General features: G+C 71.4%; 19 protein-coding genes. 11 read left to right on the forward strand and 8 right to left on the reverse strand.

All coding sequences use genetic code 11. From position 1 onward, the window contains the following. Positions 1-56: 56 nt before the first annotated feature. The 6 genes from FLL47_RS05595 to FLL47_RS05620 form a co-directional block, all read right to left on the reverse strand. Positions 57-2,558 carry a M48 family metalloprotease gene (locus FLL47_RS05595; protein ID WP_246157579.1) on the reverse strand — a complete coding sequence of 834 codons (2,502 nt, stop codon included), beginning with the start codon at positions 2,556-2,558 and terminating at the stop codon, positions 57-59. Then, positions 2,558-3,040, reverse strand: coding sequence for a hypothetical protein (locus FLL47_RS05600; protein WP_144119320.1), 483 nt, complete (start codon positions 3,038-3,040; stop codon positions 2,558-2,560). The genes FLL47_RS05595 and FLL47_RS05600 overlap by 1 nt, the downstream gene beginning before the upstream one ends. Continuing rightward, a complete protein-coding gene (locus FLL47_RS05605) occupies positions 3,037-3,678 on the reverse strand; it encodes a hypothetical protein (RefSeq protein ID WP_144119321.1) in 642 nt (213 codons plus the stop codon). Before FLL47_RS05605 ends, FLL47_RS05600 begins: the two co-directional genes overlap by 4 nt. A 97-nt stretch (positions 3,679-3,775) precedes the next feature. Continuing rightward, the gene (locus tag FLL47_RS05610) at positions 3,776-4,456 is read right to left on the reverse strand and encodes a DUF4166 domain-containing protein (RefSeq protein WP_144119322.1); all 681 of its coding nucleotides are present in this window, start codon (positions 4,454-4,456) and stop codon (positions 3,776-3,778) included. Then, positions 4,453-5,013, reverse strand: a complete 561-nt coding sequence (locus FLL47_RS05615; RefSeq protein WP_144119323.1) for an SRPBCC family protein — start codon at positions 5,011-5,013, stop codon at positions 4,453-4,455. Before FLL47_RS05615 ends, FLL47_RS05610 begins: the two co-directional genes overlap by 4 nt. A 93-nt stretch (positions 5,014-5,106) precedes the next feature. Beyond that, positions 5,107-5,907: a helix-turn-helix domain-containing protein gene (locus FLL47_RS05620; RefSeq protein WP_144119324.1), complete on the reverse strand. Its 801-nt coding sequence runs from the start codon at positions 5,905-5,907 to the stop codon at positions 5,107-5,109. Positions 5,908-5,948: 41 nt separating this feature from the next. Here FLL47_RS05620 and FLL47_RS05625 point away from each other — a divergent pair, with 41 nt between their 5' ends. The 5 genes from FLL47_RS05625 to FLL47_RS05645 all read left to right on the forward strand — a co-directional run bounded on the left by FLL47_RS05625 (position 5,949) and on the right by FLL47_RS05645 (position 10,401). Further along, positions 5,949-6,521, forward strand: a complete 573-nt coding sequence (locus FLL47_RS05625) for a TIGR03086 family metal-binding protein (RefSeq protein WP_144119325.1) — start codon at positions 5,949-5,951, stop codon at positions 6,519-6,521. 106 nt (positions 6,522-6,627) lie between these two features. After that, on the forward strand, positions 6,628-7,314 hold the full coding sequence (locus tag FLL47_RS05630; RefSeq protein WP_144119326.1) for a response regulator transcription factor: 687 nt from the start codon (positions 6,628-6,630) through the stop codon (positions 7,312-7,314). 28 nt (positions 7,315-7,342) lie between these two features. Beyond that, on the forward strand, positions 7,343-8,980 hold the full coding sequence (locus FLL47_RS05635; protein ID WP_144119327.1) for a sensor histidine kinase: 1,638 nt from the start codon (positions 7,343-7,345) through the stop codon (positions 8,978-8,980). Between the two features lie 221 nt (positions 8,981-9,201). Next, entirely contained in the window at positions 9,202-10,164 is a 963-nt protein-coding gene (locus tag FLL47_RS05640; protein WP_246157564.1) for a DUF3152 domain-containing protein, read from the forward strand. Between the two features lie 27 nt (positions 10,165-10,191). Next, the gene (locus FLL47_RS05645) at positions 10,192-10,401 is read left to right on the forward strand and encodes a hypothetical protein (protein ID WP_144119328.1); all 210 of its coding nucleotides are present in this window, start codon (positions 10,192-10,194) and stop codon (positions 10,399-10,401) included. Between the two features lie 7 nt (positions 10,402-10,408). On the opposite strand, the gene FLL47_RS05650 is transcribed toward FLL47_RS05645, so the two are convergent. Beyond that, on the reverse strand, positions 10,409-10,783 hold the full coding sequence (locus FLL47_RS05650; protein ID WP_144119329.1) for a hypothetical protein: 375 nt from the start codon (positions 10,781-10,783) through the stop codon (positions 10,409-10,411). Between the two features lie 172 nt (positions 10,784-10,955). Between FLL47_RS05650 and FLL47_RS05655 the strand changes: the two genes are divergently transcribed. Beyond that, a complete protein-coding gene (locus FLL47_RS05655; RefSeq protein ID WP_144119330.1) occupies positions 10,956-11,432 on the forward strand; it encodes a hypothetical protein in 477 nt (158 codons plus the stop codon). A gap of 118 nt (positions 11,433-11,550) precedes the next feature. Here FLL47_RS05655 and FLL47_RS05660 read toward each other — a convergent pair whose 3' ends face one another. Then, a complete protein-coding gene (locus tag FLL47_RS05660; protein WP_144119331.1) occupies positions 11,551-12,579 on the reverse strand; it encodes a LacI family DNA-binding transcriptional regulator in 1,029 nt (342 codons plus the stop codon). Positions 12,580-12,769: 190 nt separating this feature from the next. Here FLL47_RS05660 and FLL47_RS05665 point away from each other — a divergent pair, with 190 nt between their 5' ends. The 5 genes from FLL47_RS05665 to FLL47_RS05685 form a co-directional block, all read left to right on the forward strand. Next, positions 12,770-14,665, forward strand: a complete 1,896-nt coding sequence (locus FLL47_RS05665) for a glycoside hydrolase family 127 protein (RefSeq protein WP_246157566.1) — start codon at positions 12,770-12,772, stop codon at positions 14,663-14,665. A gap of 112 nt (positions 14,666-14,777) precedes the next feature. After that, positions 14,778-16,067: an ABC transporter substrate-binding protein gene (locus tag FLL47_RS05670; protein WP_144119333.1), complete on the forward strand. Its 1,290-nt coding sequence runs from the start codon at positions 14,778-14,780 to the stop codon at positions 16,065-16,067. Positions 16,068-16,136: 69 nt separating this feature from the next. Then, a complete protein-coding gene (locus FLL47_RS05675; RefSeq protein ID WP_144119334.1) occupies positions 16,137-17,096 on the forward strand; it encodes a carbohydrate ABC transporter permease in 960 nt (319 codons plus the stop codon). Between the two features lie 11 nt (positions 17,097-17,107). Further along, a complete protein-coding gene (locus tag FLL47_RS05680; protein ID WP_144119335.1) occupies positions 17,108-17,917 on the forward strand; it encodes a carbohydrate ABC transporter permease in 810 nt (269 codons plus the stop codon). A 112-nt stretch (positions 17,918-18,029) separates the two neighbouring features. After that, positions 18,030-19,833, forward strand: a 1,804-nt coding sequence (locus FLL47_RS05685) for an MGH1-like glycoside hydrolase domain-containing protein (RefSeq protein WP_425457657.1), incomplete at its 3' end; no start/stop codon positions are given.

A 19,833-nucleotide genomic window follows, 5' to 3' on the forward strand; every position in this document is an offset into this window, starting at 1 on the left:
CGCCGCGGGTCAGTAGCCTGCCACGTCAGCCACCCGATGCTCGACGCGTGCCCGCGTCACGACGCAGCCGGCTTGCCCCGCCGGGTCTCGTACACGAGCTCGGCGGCCGCGACGATGACGCAGTAGTTGCCGATGGCCCGGTTGGCGCGATTGTTGCGGGGCAGGTCCATGGCGTAGAGCGCGCGCATCGCCTCGCCGCCCAGGGCGCGCAGCACGACGTCGTCGGAGGACGCCGCAGTGACCGCCCCGGTGGACAGCCGGGACAGCCAGACGGTGTTCAGCTCGGTCAAGTCCACCCCGTAGGAGAGGTTGCTGCTGTACGCGCAGGCGGTCGGCCGGGTGATGCTGCCCGGCCGGATCGCCGCCGCGTACCGGTCGAGTTCGGCCACCTGAGCGTCGTTGAGTTCGGTGTAGGAGTCGGTGCTCGCGACGAACGTCCCGGTGCCGGTCCACACGAGCGCGGCGACCGACAGCAGCGCGGGCAGCAGTGCCGTGGCGACCAGTGCCGGGTGCCGCCGGAACGGCTCGTCGGTGCGGGTGCGCCGGTGCACCGCCCGCGCGCCCGCGGCGGCACACAGCGCGGCCAGCGCCGTCGTCACCGACGCGATCGCGAGGATCGCCCCGCCGAGCCCGGTGGTCTGCGGCACCGGCATCCGGGACAGGCACTGCGGCATTGCGCCCGCCGGGCAGCCCAGCACGGCCAGGTGGGCGAGCTGCTCGACGACGAGCACCGGGGCGGCGGTGAGCGCGGCCGCTCCCGCCAGCACGGCCGCTTCGCCGACCCGCCGGCGGCCACCGCGCCACAGGCCCAGCAGGAGCCCGCAGGCCGCGGTGACCGCGGCGGATGCCGCACCCAGGACGAGGAACGCGGTCCACCACCGTCCGTCGCGGAGCAGGCCGGTGAGGTAGGGGTGCAGTGGCAGCATCGCGGCCGGGAAACCGGCGACGATGAGCGCGACCCCGGTGAGCCAGGCGCGCCAGGTGCCGCGGGTGGTGCGCAGCAGCCCGGTGAGCGGGTACAGGCAGCCCCACGCGACGCAGGCGGCCAGCACGGGGTTCAGCACCGCGGCGCCCACTCCGATGCCCAACGTCTGCCAGGTCGGATAGGAAGACGACAGCATGGCCAGCGCCATGAACCAGGTGGACGCCCAGAGGCCGAACACGGCCGCCGATGCGGTCACCCCGAACGCGGCCGAGCGTCCCGGTCGTGGCGTGCCGCGCAGCCGGGTGTACGCGCTGAGCACGACCCAGCGCAGGTAGACCTGGCACAGCACGAGCAGGGCCAGCGCCGTCACCGCGCCGAACAGCGGCTCCGCGCCGGCGATCATCGCCCAGCTGCCCACGTCCGGCATGGCCGGCACGGCCACCTGCCCGGCCAGCACGCCGGCGGTCAGCGCGAGCGCGGCCCGCCACGTCGCCGGTGCGCGGTCGGCCTGCTCGGCCAGCGCGTGCTGGACCGCCCGCCAGGCCGACCCGGCCAGAGCCGCCGCCGCGCACGCGCCCAGGACCAGTCCCACCACCCAGTCCCGGACGAAGGCCGTGCCGGGCATGAGGTTGCTGAGCAGAAAGGACAGCAGCGGGTACGCGTAGCCGAGCAGCAGGCCCGCGCCGAGCGCCTCCCCGGCGCCGACCCGGAACAGCACCGGCTCGCCCCGCAGCGCCGCCACCCGGTCCGGGCCGTCGGGGTGGTTGGACAGCAGCCGCCACCAGCGCCGGGGCCGGTCGGCGAGGGCCGCTTCGAGGCTGTCGGGGTCGCCGTTGGCGGCCGCGGCACGCGCGTCGGCGTAGTACTCGCGGGAGCGCAGCACCGCGGTCCGGGCCAGCCACAGCACCAGCAGGAACAGCCCGACGCGCCACCACACCTCGGTGATCATCTTTGGTTCCACGGCCGCGTAGAGCAGTGCCGGGAGCGCCGCCGCGAGCAGGAACGCCCACCACAGCGCCAGGGTGAGGTAGGTGATGTCGATGTCGCGGTTGCGTACGTGCGCGAGCTCGTGGAACAGCACCCCGCGCAGCGCGCGCGGGTCGCGTGCGCCCCGGGCCAGCAGCCCGGCGTCCAGCAGCAGCCGGTACCGGCCCAGCCGCCCGTAGGCGCGCGCACCCGTGGCCGACCCCAGCGCGGCCACGTCGACGTGCACCGGCTGCCCGGCCTCGGCGAGCACCTCCCGGACCCGGTCGGCCGGGGCGCCGCCCAGCGCGTCGAGCGGGACCACCGGCCCGCGGCGGCGCACCAGCCACGGGGCCGCCAGGTAGGCCGCGACGGCGACGGCCAGCAGCAGCGCCACCATCAGCGCGATCCGTCCCACGGCGGACAGGTACGCCTGGTCGACGCAGTCCCCGAAGCGTTCGGTCAGCGCCGTCCCGTCCACGGCGAGCACGCCGCGGCGGGCGTCGTTGACGCAACCGACCCGGTCCACCGCGAGCGGGCCGCGGAACCGTCCGCCGGCCATCCCGGCGGGCCACAGGTAGACCAGCACCGAGCCGACGACGGTGCTCAACATCAGCAGCGCGAATCTGGCCCCGGTGGCGCTGGGCAGCGCGAACGGATCCGGCCGCATCACGCCGGCCGGGTCAGGCGCGCCGCGATCAGGTTGGCCACCCGCTGGGCCTGCTCCGGGTCCACCTTCGACTCGACGGCGAGCTGATACGCCAACCGGCCGATCTCGGCCGCGTCCATGCTGGACAGCTGGGGCAGCGGCGTGTCGGCGCCCTGCGCGGCGACCCGGCCGGCCAACTGCCGCCGCAGCTTGCGCCGCTGCCACCAGCCGGTGGTCCGGGTGGTGATCCCGGCGGCCAGGACCTCGCAGGCCACCCCGTTGAGAATCGTCAGGATCAGGGCACTGAGCAGGGCGGCGCCGGCCGCGGCGTCGAACCCGACCGGGTCGTCGCCGGTGCTGCCCGCCAGCACGGACCGCACGGCGCGGCCCCGCCCGCTCGCGCTGCCGAAGAACCCCGCCGACACCACGCCGAGCAGGTCGACCTCCTCCGGCGCGATCTCGTCGATGATCGAGCGGGTGGCTTCGTGGATGGTGGGTGTCATGGGATCCTCTCGGCGCGGGTGACGGCGGCCCGGACCGCGGCCGCGGTGACAGCGGTGTCGAGCTGGTAGAACGCGTTGTGGGCGAGCAGGATCAGCAGGCCGCCCCGGCGCACCAGGACCTGGTCGGACAGGAACGGCGGGTAGCCGTCGGCGGTGGTGGTGAACCTGGTCGCGACAGTTTCGTCACCGAGGCCGGTGATCGATCCGGTGGTGATCCGAATCGTCATCAGCGTGCCGTTCATGTCCCGGAGGGTGTACGACGGGCACTGCTCGGTGAAGCGGCGCGCCGCCTGCATCTGGGCGGTGGCGTCCGCGACGCTGAGCCGGGTCAGGGTGGTGTGTACGAACGGCCCGGTCTCGCCGCGCCGGAACTGGGTGACCGCATCAGGTTTCGGCGGGTCGAAGTCACCGGCGCAGCCCGTCGCCCCGCTGGTCGGCTGTTCGAAGTAGTCGAAGTGGACGAACCCGGCGGGCAGGTCCGCCGCGGTGAGCAGGGCGGCCTGCAGCGCCCCGGCGGGCGGGGAGGCGGCCGCCGTCGCGGGCGCGGGCAGTGGCACCAGGTCGGGGATCTCCTGCGGCATGCATCCGGACAGCAGCAGGCAGCAGAGCAGTGACACGCGGAGACGAGGCCACTTCACCCCGTAGTTATATTTCGACGGGGAAGCGCTCGGCACCCCCCGAACCGGTCGTCGTGAGTGTTCACCCGGCGCAGCGATGGCGGCCGTGTCGCAGCGGTCAGTACCGGGCCTGCTCGCGGTAGGGCTTGACCGAGGCGGGCACCGGGGTGGCTTCGGTGTCCACGTAGCGCACGGTGAACGCGCCGGTGTAGCCGAACACCGGCCCGAACCACGGGTTGACCACCCGCACGTCGATGCGGAAGACGTCGGCCGCGTCGTCGTAGCGCTCGTGGACCTCGGCGACCGCGGTGGCGGCCGCCGGCAGGGCGGTGTCGACGCCGGGGCCGCGGAAGCGCATCTGCCCGCTGCGCAGGTGCAGCCCGCCCTGCTCGTCGACGCGCAGATGCAGGTCCGCGGCGATGTGCTGGTGGGTGCCGAGGTAGTCGACGATCACCTCCCGGTGCGGGTCCCAGACCATCGTGGCGTCGAAGCGGCGGCGCCGCCGGGGCAGTTCGAAGGTGCGTACGAAGGTGAGCGTCTCGCGGCCGTAGGAGTCGGCGTAGGCGTAGTTCTCGATGGTGAAGGGCACGTTGCGGCCCTGCTCCGGAAACATGATGTTGCGCATGGTGCCCAGCGCGAGAAACGGCCGGGTGTACGCCGGCCCGCGCCAGATGCGGTCCATGACGCCGTGGCCGACGCAGCCGCGCCCGTCGGTGCTGGTGAAGCCGAAGCGCTCGCGCATGCGCGGGTGCAGGCGGTCGAATTCGGCGCCGAGCGCGGTGTGGAACAGGGAGTTCACAGTGCCTCCAAGAGGGAAGGGGCGCGGCCGGCGGTCCGGTCCGGCGGGACACGTAGGCAGCGGCGGGCCGACGGCGCGCCCCAGCGGGGGAGCAGCCGCAGCGGCGAGCGCCGGGGCGGGACGCCGTTCTCCAGCCAGATGCGCAGGCGGTCGAACGACCAGGCGGTCGCCCAGCCCATGAGCGGCCGCATGACCAGGTCGAGCACGGGCCAGCGCGGCGTGTAGTCGTACCCGGTCAGGAAACGCACCCCGGTGGGGGTGGGCACGTAGCGCCAGTAGCCGGAGCCGGTCATCAGCGGGGAGTGGAAGCGCAGCGCGGAGGTGCGGGTGCCGTCCGGCCGGAAGCTTTCGCCGGCGGTGACGCCTTCGCCCGCCACGGTGAGGCCGGGGGCGAGCCGGGTCGCGTAGCGGAAACGCTGCGGGCTGGTGCCCGGCAGGTATTCGATGGTGCTGAACCGCGCGTCCCAGCGCTGGTGCAGGGCCGGGTCCTGGGTGAACTTCCACACCGTGTCGAGGTCGGCTCGGATGTGGACCTCGATGTACAGCCCGCGCCCCATCGATCTCCGCCTCTCCCGAATCACGTTTGAGCGATTGCTCAAACCGACTGTACGACTGTTTGAGCAATCGCTCAAGAGGAGATTTCGGGCGGGCTAGCGCAGCGACGCCGCGTACGCGGCGGGCGACACCCCGATCGCGGCCGTGACCTCGCGGACCAGGTGCGCCTGGTCGCTGTAGCCGAGCTCCGCGGCGACCGCCGCCCAGTCGACCTCGCCCTCGGCGTGCTCGATCGCCCCGTGCACCCGGTAGCGCAGGATCACCTGCTTCGGCCCTACGCCGACGTACTGCGTGAACAGCCGCTGCAGCGACCGCGCCGACATGCCCGCCTCCTGGGCCAGGTCCTCCACCCGTCGCAGCCCGCGGTCCTGCCGCACCCGGTCCACCAGCCGCATCGCGAGGCGTACCGACTCGTCCGGGTTGGGGCACAGGCCCAGCAGCAACTCGTCGAGCACCGCCCCCGCCGCCTGGTCGGTGGCCGCGGCCGCGAGCCGGTCACCGGGATCGGCCACCGGCAGGACCTGCGCCAGCGGCACCCGGCGGCCGGTCAGCTCCGCCGGGGAGCGGCCCGAGAACGCCCGGAACGCGCCCGGCCGGAACTGCACGCCGCGCACCCAGCCGCGATCCGCCAGCTTGATCGAGAACAGCTCCCGGGCGACGCCGGACACCTCCGCCGTCACCGGATCGTCCACCGTCGGCCGCAGCACCACGAGGTTCACCGCGGGGTGCCCGACGACGTGCTGCTCGAACGGCCGGTCCAGGTCCCAGTCGATGAACCAGTAGTGCTCGACCAGTTCCGCCAGCTCCGCCGCGGGCGCCAGCCGCCGGAACCGCACCTGCCGCAGCAGCCCGGCGGGGTCGACGATGCCCCGGGTGTCCCGGCGTGGCTGTCGCATTTCTTCAAGACCTCCCGCAGCAGGCTGGTTAGCGTCGGGCTATGACCGCGATCTCGAACCTACTGCGTGAATCCGCCGACGCGGCCGTGCCCGTGCTCGACGCCGTCACCGACGACCAGGTCGGCTCCGCGACCCCGTGCGCCGACTTCCGGGTCGGCGATCTGGTCAACCACCTGTTCCAGGTCGTCGTGAACTTCCAGGGCCTGGCCCGCCGGGAGGCCGCCGACTTCTCCGGTACGCCCGACGTGCTCGGCACGGACTGGCGCGCCCGCTTCGCCGCCGAGACCGACGCGCTGGTGCTGGCCTGGACCCCGGAGTCGGTGCTGGAGGGCGTGTCGCCCGGCATGGGCCTGCCCCAGCTGGCCGTCGGGCGCATGGCGCTGCTCGACCTCACCCTGCACCCGTGGGACCTCGCGGTGGCCACCGGCCGGCCGTACACCCCGGTGCCGGCCGCGGTCGAGGAGCTGCACACGATGGTCGACGAGATGGGACCGATGGCCAGGGAGTGGAAGGTCTTCGGCGACGAGGTGCCGGTGGCCGCCGACGCCGACCCGTTCACCAGGCTGCTGGGCAGGACCGGCCGCGACCCGCACTGGCGGCGCCCGTCCGTATGAAGAACCGGTGAAGAACCGGTCCGGCGGCGATGAAGCGCTCCGCCACGCCGGTGCCACCGCGCTGACCAGCGGCTAAGGTCGGACCTCCCAGACCAGGAGGGCCGGAGTGAGCGCGCGGGTGCTGATCGCCGAGGACGATCCCAAGCAGGCCCATCTGCTGCGGGTATACCTCGAACGCGAGGGCCACAGCGTCCAGGTCGTCGGCGACGGACTGGCCGCACTGGAGCGCTGCCGTGCCTACCGGCCGGACCTGGTCGTGCTCGACGTGATGATGCCGACCCTCGGCGGCCTGGACGTCTGCCGGATCCTGCGGGCCGAGTCCGACGTGGCGATCCTGCTGCTCACCGCGCGCAGCACCGAGGACGACATCCTCATCGGCCTCGACCTCGGCGCGGACGACTACGTCACCAAACCGTTCAGCCCGCGGCAGCTCGCCGCCCGGGTGCGGGTGCTGCTGCGCCGGACCCGCCCCGGAACCGCCAAGGAGGAGATCCTGCGGGTCGGCGACCTGGAGATCGACGAGGGGCGGTTCGAGGTGCGGGTCGCGGGCCGGCTCGTCGCGCTCACCGCCAAGGAGTTCGGCATCCTCGCGGCGCTGGCCGCCGCGCCCGGCCGCGTGTTCTCCCGGGCGCAGATCATCGACCGGGCGTTCGGCTTCGACAACCACGTCGAGGAGCGCACCGTCGACGCGCACGTGATGAACCTGCGCCGCAAGATCGAGGACGACCCGGCCGAGTCCCGCTACGTGCAGACCGTCTACGGCCGCGGCTACCGGCTGGCCGAGCAGCCGTGAGCGGGCCGGACCGCCGCCGGATGCCGGCATGAGCTTCCGGCTGCGGGTCGTCGCGCTGGTCATGTTCATCGCGGTGACGGCCACCGCGGCGACCGCCTGGCTCACCCTCCAGCAGGCGTCGCGCGAGTTCGACCGTACGGTCAGCGCGACCGCCGAACAGCAGGTGCTGATCACCACCGGCCTGGCCGACTTCGCCCGCACCCGCGGCGGCTGGGACGGCGTCGCCGAGCGGGTGCGCGAACTGTCCCTGCAGACCGGGCAGCGCATTCAGGTCACCACCGTCTCCGGCACGGTCATCGCCGACTCCGACACGCTCGCCGGGGCCGCCGTACGTGGCGTCACCGGGCCCCCGCTGCTCGTCGATCCGCGCCCGACCTGGCAGCCGCTGCCCGAGAACGGCGTGCCCCTCGGCGCGAAGACCGTGCTGCTGGCGTCGTTCGAATACCGGGTGGGTATGCACCTGGCGTCCTGCCTCACCAGGGCGGGCATCGGCGTGCGGCTGGCCGACGCCAGGCTGGGCATCCCGCTGCCGCAGCCTGCCGCATACAGCGCCCAGTCGAAGGCGTGCGAGGTCGAGGCACAGGCACAGGTTCCCATGGAGATCGACCGGGCGTTCGAGGCCGAGCTGCAGGCCTGCCACAAGCAGTCCGCGCAGCTGGTTCCGTGCCTGCAGGACGTGTTCTCGCGGGCCGTCGGCGCGTACGCGCCCGCGCAGATGCGGGTCTACGTCGGCGCGGCCGAGCAGCCGTCACCACGGCTGCCGGTGAAGTCCATCGTGCTGACGGCCGGTGTCGTCGCGGTCACTGCGGTGGGCGCGTCCTGGCTGCTCAGCCGCCGCGTGTTGCGCCCCATCGGCGCGCTGACCGCGGCCTCGGCCCAGGTCGGCGAGGGCAAACTGACCGAACGCGTCCCGGTGCGCGGCCAGGACGAGCTGGCCGGGCTGGCCCGCTCGTTCAACCGCATGGCCGACTCCCTGCAGCGCAGCGAGGAACTGCAACGCCGCATGATCTCCGACGTGGCGCACGAGCTGCGCACACCCCTGGCGAACCTGCGCGGCTACCTGGAGGCGCTCAAGGACGGCGTGCTCCCGCCGAGCCCGGAGCTGTTCGAGTCGCTGCACGACGAGGCCGTGCTGCAGCAGCGCATCGTCGACGACCTGCAGGACCTGGCGCTGGCCGAGGCGGGCGCGCTGACATACCAGAAGATCCGGCTCGACCTGGGTGAACTCGTCGCCGGCTGCAAGACGGCGCACGCCGCGCTCGCCCACGCGTCCGGCGTGACACTGACGACCGAGGGCACCGGCCCGCGATGGGTGTCCGCGGACCCTGACCGGCTGCGCCAGGTGATCGGCAACCTCGTCCGCAACGCCCTCGCCGCCACCCCGTCCGGCGGCACGATCACCCTCGGCGTCACGTCCGACGGCGAACGGCACCTCGTCTGCGTCGCCGACACCGGCAGCGGCATCGCCGAGCAGGACCTGCCGCACCTGTTCGACCGGCTCTGGCGGGCTGACCGCGCCCGTGGCCGGGGCGAGCGCTACACCACCGGCTCCGGCCTCGGCCTGTCCATCGCCCGGCAGATCGTCGCCGACCACGGCGGGACCGTGGACGTCGTCAGCGTGCTGGGCGTCGGCACGACCTTCACCGTCTGGCTGCCCGCCGCCTGACTCCTCAGAGCCCCATCGGCGTGGGCTGCCCCGGCGGGCCTTCTGCCAGCAGCGTCGCCAGGGCGGCCGGCAGTGCCCGCGGCGCGAACAGGTCGGGCGGCCCTACACGAACCTACCTCGACTCACTTGTCCGCGCTGGCCAGCGCGCGGCGCGGCGAACGGCATGGCGGCCGGACCGGTTCTTCAAAAGTTCTTGATCGTCTGCTGCCTACCGTCGGGCGGTGGCGAACGCACAGCATTCTCCGGAACGGCGTGCTCGTTTCGGGACGCCTAAGCGTCCCGAAACGAGCACGCCGACCCCACCCGCACGGCGCACCGAGGTCTCCGAGACCCGCAGACAGCGGCAGGCGGGATCGCCTCGGGTCAGGCGCGGGCCATCGGGACGTCGACAGCGCCCGCAACGCTGGGTTGCGCTGCTGTGCCTGCTGGTCGGGGCCCTGCTGGTCGGGTCGGCGCTGCTGCGCGACGGCGGGGAATCCACCACCCGGCCTACTCCGGTGTCCGGCGACGTCCAGACATCGCCGTCGCCGTCGCCACCAGCTTCGGCGAGCCCATCCGCGTCGCCGGTTCCGGTGTACCGGCTCGACGGGGACTTCCCCGCCTCCGGACCGGGGACCTGGAAGTACGCGACCGGCCAAGGCGGCGTGCTCGGCACCGCGGGCGGGCTGCGGCGGTTCCGGGTCGCGGCCGAGACCAACATCGCCGGGACCGAACTGGCCGAGTTCACCCGCATGGTCGACCTGACGCTGGGCGATCCCCGCAGCTGGATCGGCGGCGGGCAGCGCCGCCTGCAACGGGTGCCCGCAGGCTCGGCGTACGACTTCACGATCTACCTGGCCACCGGCGAGACCACCCGGAGGTTGTGCGCGACCGCAGGCATGGACACCAGGCTCGACGGGGTGTCCTACACGTCGTGCCGCCTGCCCGGCCGCGTCGTCGTCAACCTCAACCGGTGGCGGCTGTCCGTGCCCGACTATGTCAAGGCGCACGTCGAGCTGTCGGCGTACCGCATGTATGTGATCAACCACGAGGTCGGCCACGAGCTGGGCCGCAACCACGAGCGCTGCCCCGGCAAGGGCAGGCCCGCGCCGACGATGCAGCAGCAGACCTATGGCCTGCAGGGCTGCCGCGCCAATCCTTGGCCCTACCTCGACGGAGAGCGCTACGCAGGCCCGCCGATGTGATGCCGAACGGTGGGGCGACGGCGTTCCGTGACGGGAACGCCTTTCGCCATCCGCGCCCACATCGCCCTTGTTGTGGCTTACAACTCGAATGATGTGGGCGGCGGGCGCATACCTGCCGGTTCGGCGGGTTCAGGGGCGGGCGGGGTCCAGGCGCGCACCGCGCAGACGCTGCTGCCGACCGTTCTCGACGAGATCTACGGCCTGTCGCTGGCGCCCGCACCGACTCCCACCAGCTGACGTCCCATCACGGTCGCGAGTGCCGGCCCCCACCGTCGGGTGCGGGCGGGAGTGCCTCCGGCTCGGTGTAGCCGAATGCCCGCTCGGCGAGCATCTGGCCGAACACGCCGTTGAGGCTGCCGCAGTCGCGGCACTGGAAGTTCTCGTCGAGTCGCGGACCGCCGCAGTGGTCGCAGTATCCCTGGTCACGGGGATCGTGGTAGTCCTGCAACGCCAGCCTGAGCGCCTGGGCGACCGGCTCGCTCAGCATCAGCCGTGATTCGCGGCCGTCGACGCGCACGGTCAGCTCCGTGGACGCGGGCGCGTGCGGGTCAAGGGCGTGGATCCGCGCCACGAACCCGTTGATCTCGCCCAGGATGTCCTTCGGCTGCTCGGTCGCCATGGCTCCGACCGTACGACATCCACGTCTGTGAGTCTGCGGTGGCCGCGCATCGGGTGGGCCGCGGCCGCGCCGGGCGGCTCCCGGTGGCTGAGCGCTCGTCGCGCCGCGCGTTCAAACCGGCCGACACCCTGTCGTGAGGAACCCCGTTGCACTGCCCGGCGTCCGAGATGGAATGCGACGACTGCTGATCGTGGTGCTCGGTGTGCTGGGTGTCGTGCTGTTCGCCGTGCCGGTGGGTGCGTGCACGCCCTGCATCCCGCTGACCGAGCAGGAGAAGCTCCAGCGGGCCGACCTGGTGGTGGTCGGCGTGGTCAGCGACCGGGACACGATCTTCTCCGAGCTGGCGACAGTGCAGGTGGAGGAGACCGTCAAGGGCGAGGCGGTCGACACGGTCCCGGTCGGCGACCCGGGCGACCATCCGTGCCTGTCGCCGCTGACGGAAGGCCACCGCTACCGCCTGTTCCTGGTCCGCTCGTCGGACGCGTGGGCGCGGCTCGCCTGTGCCGCCGCGGAGCCGCTGACCGACGAACCCGTCCTTCCCTGGTGGCGGATCCACAACGAGCAGCTCGCGGCCGCCGCTGCCGTTCTGGTCGCATCGGGCCTGGCCCTTGCCGTCGTACGGATGAGGCGACGGCGCCACACCGCCTGAGCTCTGTCGAACGTCACCGGTCCGCAGTACGGGTCCGCCGCGGACCCGGAATCGTGCGCGACCGGAAGTGCACCCGCTGCCCCGGTTCAGTGGAGGCTGCCGCAGGCACGGGCGCGTGTCACGCCTGCTGGGGAAGCGGGCCGGTGGATTCGCGGACGACGAGGCGGCAGGGCTGGCGGATGACGCCGGAGGACGGGGTGCCGTCGAGCGCGGCGAACAGGTGCATGACCGCGGTCGCGCCGAGCTGCTCCAGGTTGAGGTCGACCGTGGTCAGCGGGGGCCGGCAGTCGGCGGCCATCTCCTCCCAGTTGTCGTAGCCGATGATGGCGACGTCGTCGGGCACCCGGCAGCCGTGCTCCTGCAGTGCCTGCGCGGCCCCGGCCGCGATCTGGTCGTTGCCGCAGAAGATCGCGTCGATCTCCGGGTGGGCGGTGATCAGCATCCGGGCGGCGTGGCGGCCCCAGCGCTGCGACCATTCGCCGTACAGCGGCTCGCCACCGACCAGCTCCAATCCGGACTCGGCCAGCACGGCCTGCAGCCCGGTGACGCGGTCGCGGGCGGCGCGGTAGCTCTGCGGTCCGGTGATGTGCGCGATGTTGCGCCGGCGCAGGCTGACCAGGTGCTCCATGGCCAGGCGTCCGCCGCCCTCGTCGTCGGCGAGCACGCTCAGGTCGGCGGGGTCGGTGGACTGGCCGTACACGTAGACGACCGGGACGGGGATGTCCCGGCTCAGTGAGGGACGCAGGTCGTTGCTGTCGCCGAGGATGATGAACCCGTCGACCTGCCGGGCGAGCAGGGTGCGGATGTAGTGCTGGCGGCGGATGGCGTCGCCGCGGGCGTCGCACAGCAGCACCGACATCTGCTCATTGCCGAGAGCGTTTTCGGCGCCGAGCAGGATGGGGATGGAGAACCGGCCGCCGAGTTCGTCGGTGAGCAGTCCGATGGTGCGGGTGCGCCCGGAGATGAGCCCGCGGGCCAGCACGTTGGGCTGGAAGCTGAGCTGGTTGGCCGCCTGCAGCACCCGCAGTCGGGTGTCGGGTGCGACCTCGCCGCGCGCGTTGAGTGCCTTGGAGGCGGTCGCCACCGACACCCCCGCCAGCCGTGCCACGTCGGTGAGTGTCACCGACGTCGATCGCCGCCTGCCCACGGAAAGCCTTTCGCTCGTTTTTCGACAACGTGTCGGAGCTTAACCACACAAGGGTTGCTGTGACTAGGCCCCGCCACGTTATCGAGATGTAACACGGCGAGCATCTTGCCGAAAAGGTTTTCGGGATCCATGGTTGCTCCAACGTGGAAGTGACCACGGTCACGAGAGTCTGTTGGAGGCGGAGATGACGGTGGCGGCGCGAACCGCCGACCTCACCGGAGGTCGGCCCGTGGTGCCGTCGCGAGGAGTCCTGCGACCGCTGGGCCTGAGCGAGGTTCGGATCACGGGGGGCTTCTGGGCGCAGCGGCAGGCGACCAACGGGCGGGCGACGCTCGACCATGGTCGGGAATGGATGGACAAGCTCGGCTGGACCGGCAACTTCACCGCTGAAGTGGGCCGGGGCAGCGCCGAGCGGCGCGGTCGCGAGTTCTCCGACTCCGAGGTGTACAAGCTGATCGAGGCGATGTCGTGGGAGACCGGCCGGCAGGCCGACCCGGTCCGCGACACCGAGATCGGCGAGTTGACCGCGATGATCGCCGGTGCGCAGGCGGCCGACGGCTACCTGCACACCGCGTTCGGCCGGCCCGGCCAGCGTGCCCGCTACGACGACCTGGCCTGGGGGCACGAGCTCTACTGCGCCGGGCACCTGCTGCAGGCGTCGGTGGCGCGGGCCCGCACCAGCGGCGACGACGCGCTGCTGAACGTGGCGCGGCGGGTCGCCGACCACGTCTGCGAGGAGTTCGGGCCGACCGGCCGCGACGCGGTCTGCGGGCATCCGGAGATCGAGCCGGGCCTGGTGGAGCTGTTCCGGGCGACGGGGGAGCAGCGCTACCTGGACCAGGCAGCGCTGTTCGTGTCCCGGCGCGGCCGGCGCACCCTGCCGCGGCACGAGTTCGGCTGGGCCTACTTCAGCGACGACATCCCGGTACGCGACGCGAAGGTGCTGCGCGGTCACGCCGTGCGGGCGCTCTACCTCGCCGCCGGGGTCGTCGACCTGGCCGTGGAGACCGGTGACGACGAGCTGCTGGAGACGGTCGCGGCGCAGTTCGACCGGACCCTGGCCCGGCGCACCTACCTGACCGGCGGGATGGGCTCGCGGCACCTCGACGAGGCGTTCAGCGACGACTTCGTGCTGCCGGCCGACCGGGCGTACTCGGAGACCTGCGCCGGCATCGCGGCGATCATGGTGGCGTGGCGGCTGATGCTGGCCACCGGGCGTGAGCACTACGCCGACGTCATCGAGCGCCTGCTCTACAACGTGGTGGCCACCGCGATCGGCGACGACGGCCGGTCCTTCTTCTACGCCCACACGCTGCATCAGCGCGCGCTGACCCCGGTGCTGCCCGGTGACGTGGAGCAGCTCGGCTTCGGCGGCGGCCCGCGCGCGCCGTGGTTCGAGGTGTCCTGCTGCCTGGCCAACACGGCCCGGCTGCTGGCGAGCCTGTCCACCTATGTCGCCTCGGTCGACGACGACGGGTTGCGCGTGCACCAGTACGCCGACGCCGACATCGACACCACCCTGGCGGACGGGCGGCGGGTCGGGCTGCGGATGCGCACCGGCTACCCCGACGAGGGCACGGTCGGCATCGAGGTGACCGCGGCCGAGCCCGGCCCGTGGACGCTCGCGCTGCGGCTGCCCTCGTGGGCGGCGGGTGCGACGGTCACCGTCAACGGCGAGCCGTTGCCGACGTCGGGCGATCGGGCGGTGCTGCGGCGGGACTTCGCCGTCGGCGACCGGATCACCCTCGCGCTGCCGATGCGGCCCCGGTTCACCCGCCCCGACCCGCGGATCGACGCGGTCAGAGGCTGCGTGGCGGTGGAGCAGGGGCCCGTCGTGCTGTGCGCGGAGTCGGTCGGCGGCGAGCTGGACCTGGACAGCCTGCGGGTCGACCCGGGCACCGACCCGGCCGCCGACGGCGGCGTGACGGTCCGCGGGCTGACCGAGGACCTGCCCGAACGGCCCTGGCCGTATGCCGACGCGGGACCCGTCGGCCGGCGCACCGCTTTGGACGTGCCGCTGGTCCCGTACCACCGATGGGCGCGTAACGGACCCTCCACCATGCGGGTCTGGCTGCCCACCACCTGATCCACCACTGAACGCACCACCGCACATGGGGACCCGGCTCGCCACGGCGTATCAGGCGACTCTCCGGGTTCCGGCTCCACCGCTCATCCACATACCGTTGGAAGGAGAGATTGTGAGATCTAGAGGACTTCGGGCGCTGGCCGTCACGGCGGCGGCCCTGCTGGTGACCGCCGTGGCCGCGTGCGGCGGTGACGACCCCGAGGCTCCGGGTGCGTCCGGCACCGCGGGCGTCGACGACGGCGCGCAGCTGACGCTGTGGACCCGCGCGGCCACCGAGTCGGTGTCCAAGGCGTATGCCGAGGCGTACAACAAGACGCACAAGAACAAGGTGACCGTCACCTCGTACCCGAACGAGGAGTACCCGGCGAAGCTGGCCTCCGCGGCCGGCGCGAAGGCACTGCCCGACCTGTTCGGCGCGGACGTGGTGTTCGCGGCGCAGTACGCCTCGCAGGGTCTGTGGACCGACCTGACCGAGCGCCTGGCGGCCAGCGGCCTGAAGGACAAGGTGTCGCCCGGACACCTGAACGCCGGCACCTGGGAGGGCAAGAACTTCGCCGTCCCGCACACCGTCGACATGTCGGTGATGCTCTACAACAAGGATCTCTACACCAAGGCGGGCCTGGACCCGGAGAAGGGCCCGAAGTCGCTGAAGGAGTTCGCCGAGCACGCCCGGAAGATCGACAAGCTGGGCGGCGACGTGAACGGCACCTACTTCGGCGGCAACTGCGGCGGCTGCGTCGAGTTCACCTTCTGGCCCTCGGTCTGGGGCGCGGGCGGCGACGTGCTCGACGCCAAGGGCGAGAACGCCAAGGTCGACTCCAAGGAGATGGCCGACGTCTTCGCGCTCTACCGGGCGCTGTACGACGAGGGCGTGGCGGCTCCGGCGTCCAAGGACGAGGCCGGTCCGACCTGGCTCGGCGCGCTGCAGAGTGGCAAGATCGGCATCGCCCCCGGGCCGTCGGTGTGGCTTGGCCTCATCGAGGAGAAGGGCGTGAAGATGGGCGTCGCGCCGATCAGCGGGCCCGACGGCGGCGACTCCACCTTCATCGGCGGTGACGCGATGGGCGTCGGCGCCACCAGCACCAAGGCCGCCCAGGCGTGGGACTTCCTGAACTGGACCATGTCCGAGGAGGCCCAGGTCGAGATCATCGCCAAGAACAAGGGCGTGCCGATCCGCACCGACCTGGCGTCGAACAAGTACTCCTCGGCCGACCCGCGCATCGTGCTCATCAACAGCCTGGTCGCCAAGGGCAAGACGCCGTACGCGAAGAACTTCAACGCGTCCTTCAACGACCCGCAGAGCCCCTGGCTGCAGACGGTCCGCGGGGCGCTGTTCGGTGATGCCGCCAAGTCGCTGACCGACGGCAACACCGCGATCACCAAGTCACTCCAGCAAGGCTGACCCGACCCGGCCCGGCCGCCGCCCCCACACGGCGGCCGGGCCACCTCGACCGACCGACCCGGAGACGCGATGTCCACGCTCACCCCGTCCCGCAGCGGCAAGGCGCGTCCGCTGCCCGCCCCGGAGGCGCCCCGTCCGCCGCGGCGGTTCCGGCGCGGCGCCGCCCGCAGCCGCGCCGCGCTCGGGGCCCTGTACGCAACGCCCACCGCGGTCATGGTCGGCCTGTTCTTCCTGGTGCCGCTGGTGCTGGTCGGCTGGATGTCGCTGCACAAGTGGCCCCTGCTGGGCGCGCCGACGATGAACGTGCCGGACAACTACACCCGCATCGCCGACAACGAACTGGTCGCCTCCGCGGTCTGGTTCACCGTCAAGTACACGGTGCTGATGACCGTGGGGCTGTTCGTCGTCGCGTTCGGGCTGGCCCTGCTGGTGCAGCAGCGCCGGCGCGGGGTCGGCTTCCTGCGTACGGCGTTCCTGCTGCCCATGGCCGTCGGCTTCGCCAGCGCCTCGCTGCTGTTCCTGGGGCTGCTGTCCGACGAGATCGGCCCGATCAGCGACCTGCTCCGCAAGATCGGCGTGATCGACGGCTACGTCTCCTGGACCAGCGGCAGCTCCGAGTCCGCGCTGGGCTCGGCGATGGTGCTGGTGCTGTGGCGCTTCGCCGGGTTCAACATGCTGATCCTGCTCACCGGCCTGCAGGCGATCCCGCTGGAGGTGTACGAGGCGGCCCGGATCGACGGCGCGAGCCGCTGGCAGACCTTCCGCCGGGTCACCATCCCGCTGATGCGGCCCACCATCGCGCTGGTGCTCACCATGATGATCACCGGTTCGCTGCTGGCCTTCGACCAGTTCTGGATCCTCACCCGCGGCGGCCCGGACAACAGCACCACATCGCTGGTGATGGTGATCTACCGGGAGGCGTTCATCCGCCTCGACCTCGGCTCCGCGGCGGCCATCTCGGTGGCGCTGCTGGCCGTGCTCGTCGTCTTCAACGTCATCCAGCTCGGCGTGCTACGCCGACGCTCCTAGGAGAGGCACTCATGACCAGGTCTTCCCTTGCCGGCCGGTGGGGCTACTACGTCACCGGCACGGCGCTGGCGATCCTGTTCCTGTCGCCCCTGCTGTGGAGCGGCTGGGCGTCGCTGCGCACCGGCACCGGCTTCGGGCTGGAGAACTACGACCGGCTGTTCACCTCCGACAACGGCATCCGTGTGCACCATGTGGTCAACAGCCTGACCGTCAGCGCGCTGACCGTCGCCGGCACGCTGCTGGTGGCGACGCTGGGCGGCTACGCCTTCGGCCGGTTCCGCTTTCCCGGCCGGGACCTGCTGTTCCTGCTCACGCTGGCGATCCTGATGGTGCCCTACGCGACCATCCTCATCGCCCTGTACGTCCTGCTCGGCTGGATCGGCCTGCAGGACAGCCTGATCGGCCTGAGCCTGGTGCTGATCATGTTCCAGCTGCCGTTCTCCATCTTCATGATGCGCAACTCGTTCGAGGCCGTGCCCCGCGAACTCGAAGAGTCGGCCCAGGTCGACGGCTGCAACAGCGTGTCCACCCTGCTCCGGATCATGCTGCCCGCGGTGAAGCCCGGCCTGGTCACCGTCGGCCTGTTCGCGTTCCTGACCTCGTGGAGCGAGTTCTTCGCGCCGCTGATCCTGCTGAACTCGACCGACCAGTTCACCACCACCCTCGCCGTGGTCAACATGCGCACCGCCAGCCACGGCTCCATCGACTACGCCGCACTGGAGGCGGGGGTGGTCTTCATGGCCGTGCCCTGCCTCCTGCTGTTCGCCTTCATGCAGCGCAGCTACGTACGGGGGTTCACCTCCGGCGCGCTGAAGGGCTGAGCAGGCCCATACTCCCGGCCGCGCCCGCACCGCCTACCCGGCGGGCGCGGCCGGGTCAACAGACCTCTCACCGCGTTCCTTCCCACCGTCCCCCTTTGTGGAGGTGAACACCATGCCACTGCTTTCGCGCCCCCGGCGCAGAAGCCTGGCACTCGGCCTGTCCGCAGTACTGGCCACCGGCGTGATCGCCGTTCAGGCGAACAGTCCGGCGATGGCGGCGCAGACCATCGGCTTCCCCACGTTCAGCGGTCCGGCGATCCCTGCTGCGCCGGTCGGTTACACCAGCGGCAACATGATGCAGTCGATCTACAACGCGGAGTCGGGTGGTACCGATTTCTGGATGGACCGGCTGCTGGCCCGTCCCGGCAACGACCCGGCGGGCACCTGGCTGATGTCGCGTGGCCGTGCGCTGTACATGAAGACGCACACTCCGGGCACGCTCGGTTTCGCCGGGCAGGCCGCGTACTGGGAGAGCATCAACAACGGCAACGCCTACACGGTCGCGGTGACCCCCGGTACGTTCACCGAGCAGGTGGGTTCGCGCTGGCAGGCGCCCAGCCACTGGAAGAGTGTGCACACCAGCGGTTCGATCACGATCAATCAGACGAAGTTCATCACCGACAACAACGTCGCGGTGACGAACCTGTCGATCACCAACGGCGGCAGCAGTTCGACGACGCTGCAGCTGCGGGCCACCTCGCCGTTCGCGACCTCCGGCAGCGGCAGTGAGCTGACCGGCCAGGTCAACGCGTTCAACAACCTGACCACGTTGTATCCGCGTATCACCGGTGACGGTTTCACGGTTTCCAGTGGTGGGCTCAACCGTTCGGTGACGATTGCGGCGGGCGCGACGGTGACCGCGAAGGTCGTGATGGGTTTCGTTGCCAACGAGATCCCGGCGTCGCTGACGGAGTACAACGCGTATGCGGGTTACAGCAACGCCACGGCGTTCGCGACGCATGTGCGGGCGTACAACCTGTGGTGGGCGCAGAACCTGCCCTACATCGACGTCGCGGAGCCGGCGATCAAGAAGAACATCTACTACCGCTGGTGGTTGATGCGGTTCAACAACCTCGATGCCGACATCCCGGGGCAGACGTTCCAGTTCCCGACGTCGACCGAGGGTGTGCTGGGCTACAACAACGCGATCGTGCTGACCCAGCCGATGCACATCGACGACCTGAAGTACCTGCGCAACCCGGTCTATGCGATGGGCAACGTGCTGTCGGTCGGGCAGGTGTCCAAGGGCGGCCGGTTCATGGACAACCCGGGTGATCCGGAGAACTGGTCGAACAGCTACACCCAGTATGTCGCCGAGGCGGCGTGGAAGGCGTACCAGATCTACGGCGGCCAGCCGGCGATCGCGGGCAACATCGCCAAGTATTCCGAGGGTGACGTCAAGGGCCAGCTGGCGTTCTACGACACCAACAACAACGGGCTCATCGAGTACGACTGGGGTGCGTTGACGGGCAACGACGCCGATGCGGTGTCGTTCCACTACCGCTCGGGCCGGATGGACCGGGCCGAGTCGGCCTACCAGTACTCCGGTGCCCTGGCCGCGGCGCAGGCGTATGACGCGGTCGGTAACACGGCCAAGGCCGCCGAGATGCGCACGCTGGCCACGCGGATCCAGAACGCGATCACGAGTGTGCTGTGGAACTCGAACCGGCAGCTGTTCGAGCACCGCTATCCCGACGGGACGTTCAACCCGTGGAAGGAGATCAACAACTATTATCCGTTCGCGGTCGGTGCGATCCCGAATACGGCCGCCTACCGTGAGGCGCTGCGTCTGTACGACAACCCGGCGCAGTATCCGATCTTCCCGTTCTACACGGCCAACCAGGTCGACAAGGCGGCCGCTGCGGCGCAGGGCCAGCCCGGCTCGAACAACTTCTCGACCATCAACTCCACGGTGC

Source organism: Catellatospora sichuanensis (assembly GCF_007483665.1).
GTDB lineage: Bacteria > Actinomycetota > Actinomycetes > Mycobacteriales > Micromonosporaceae > Catellatospora > Catellatospora sichuanensis.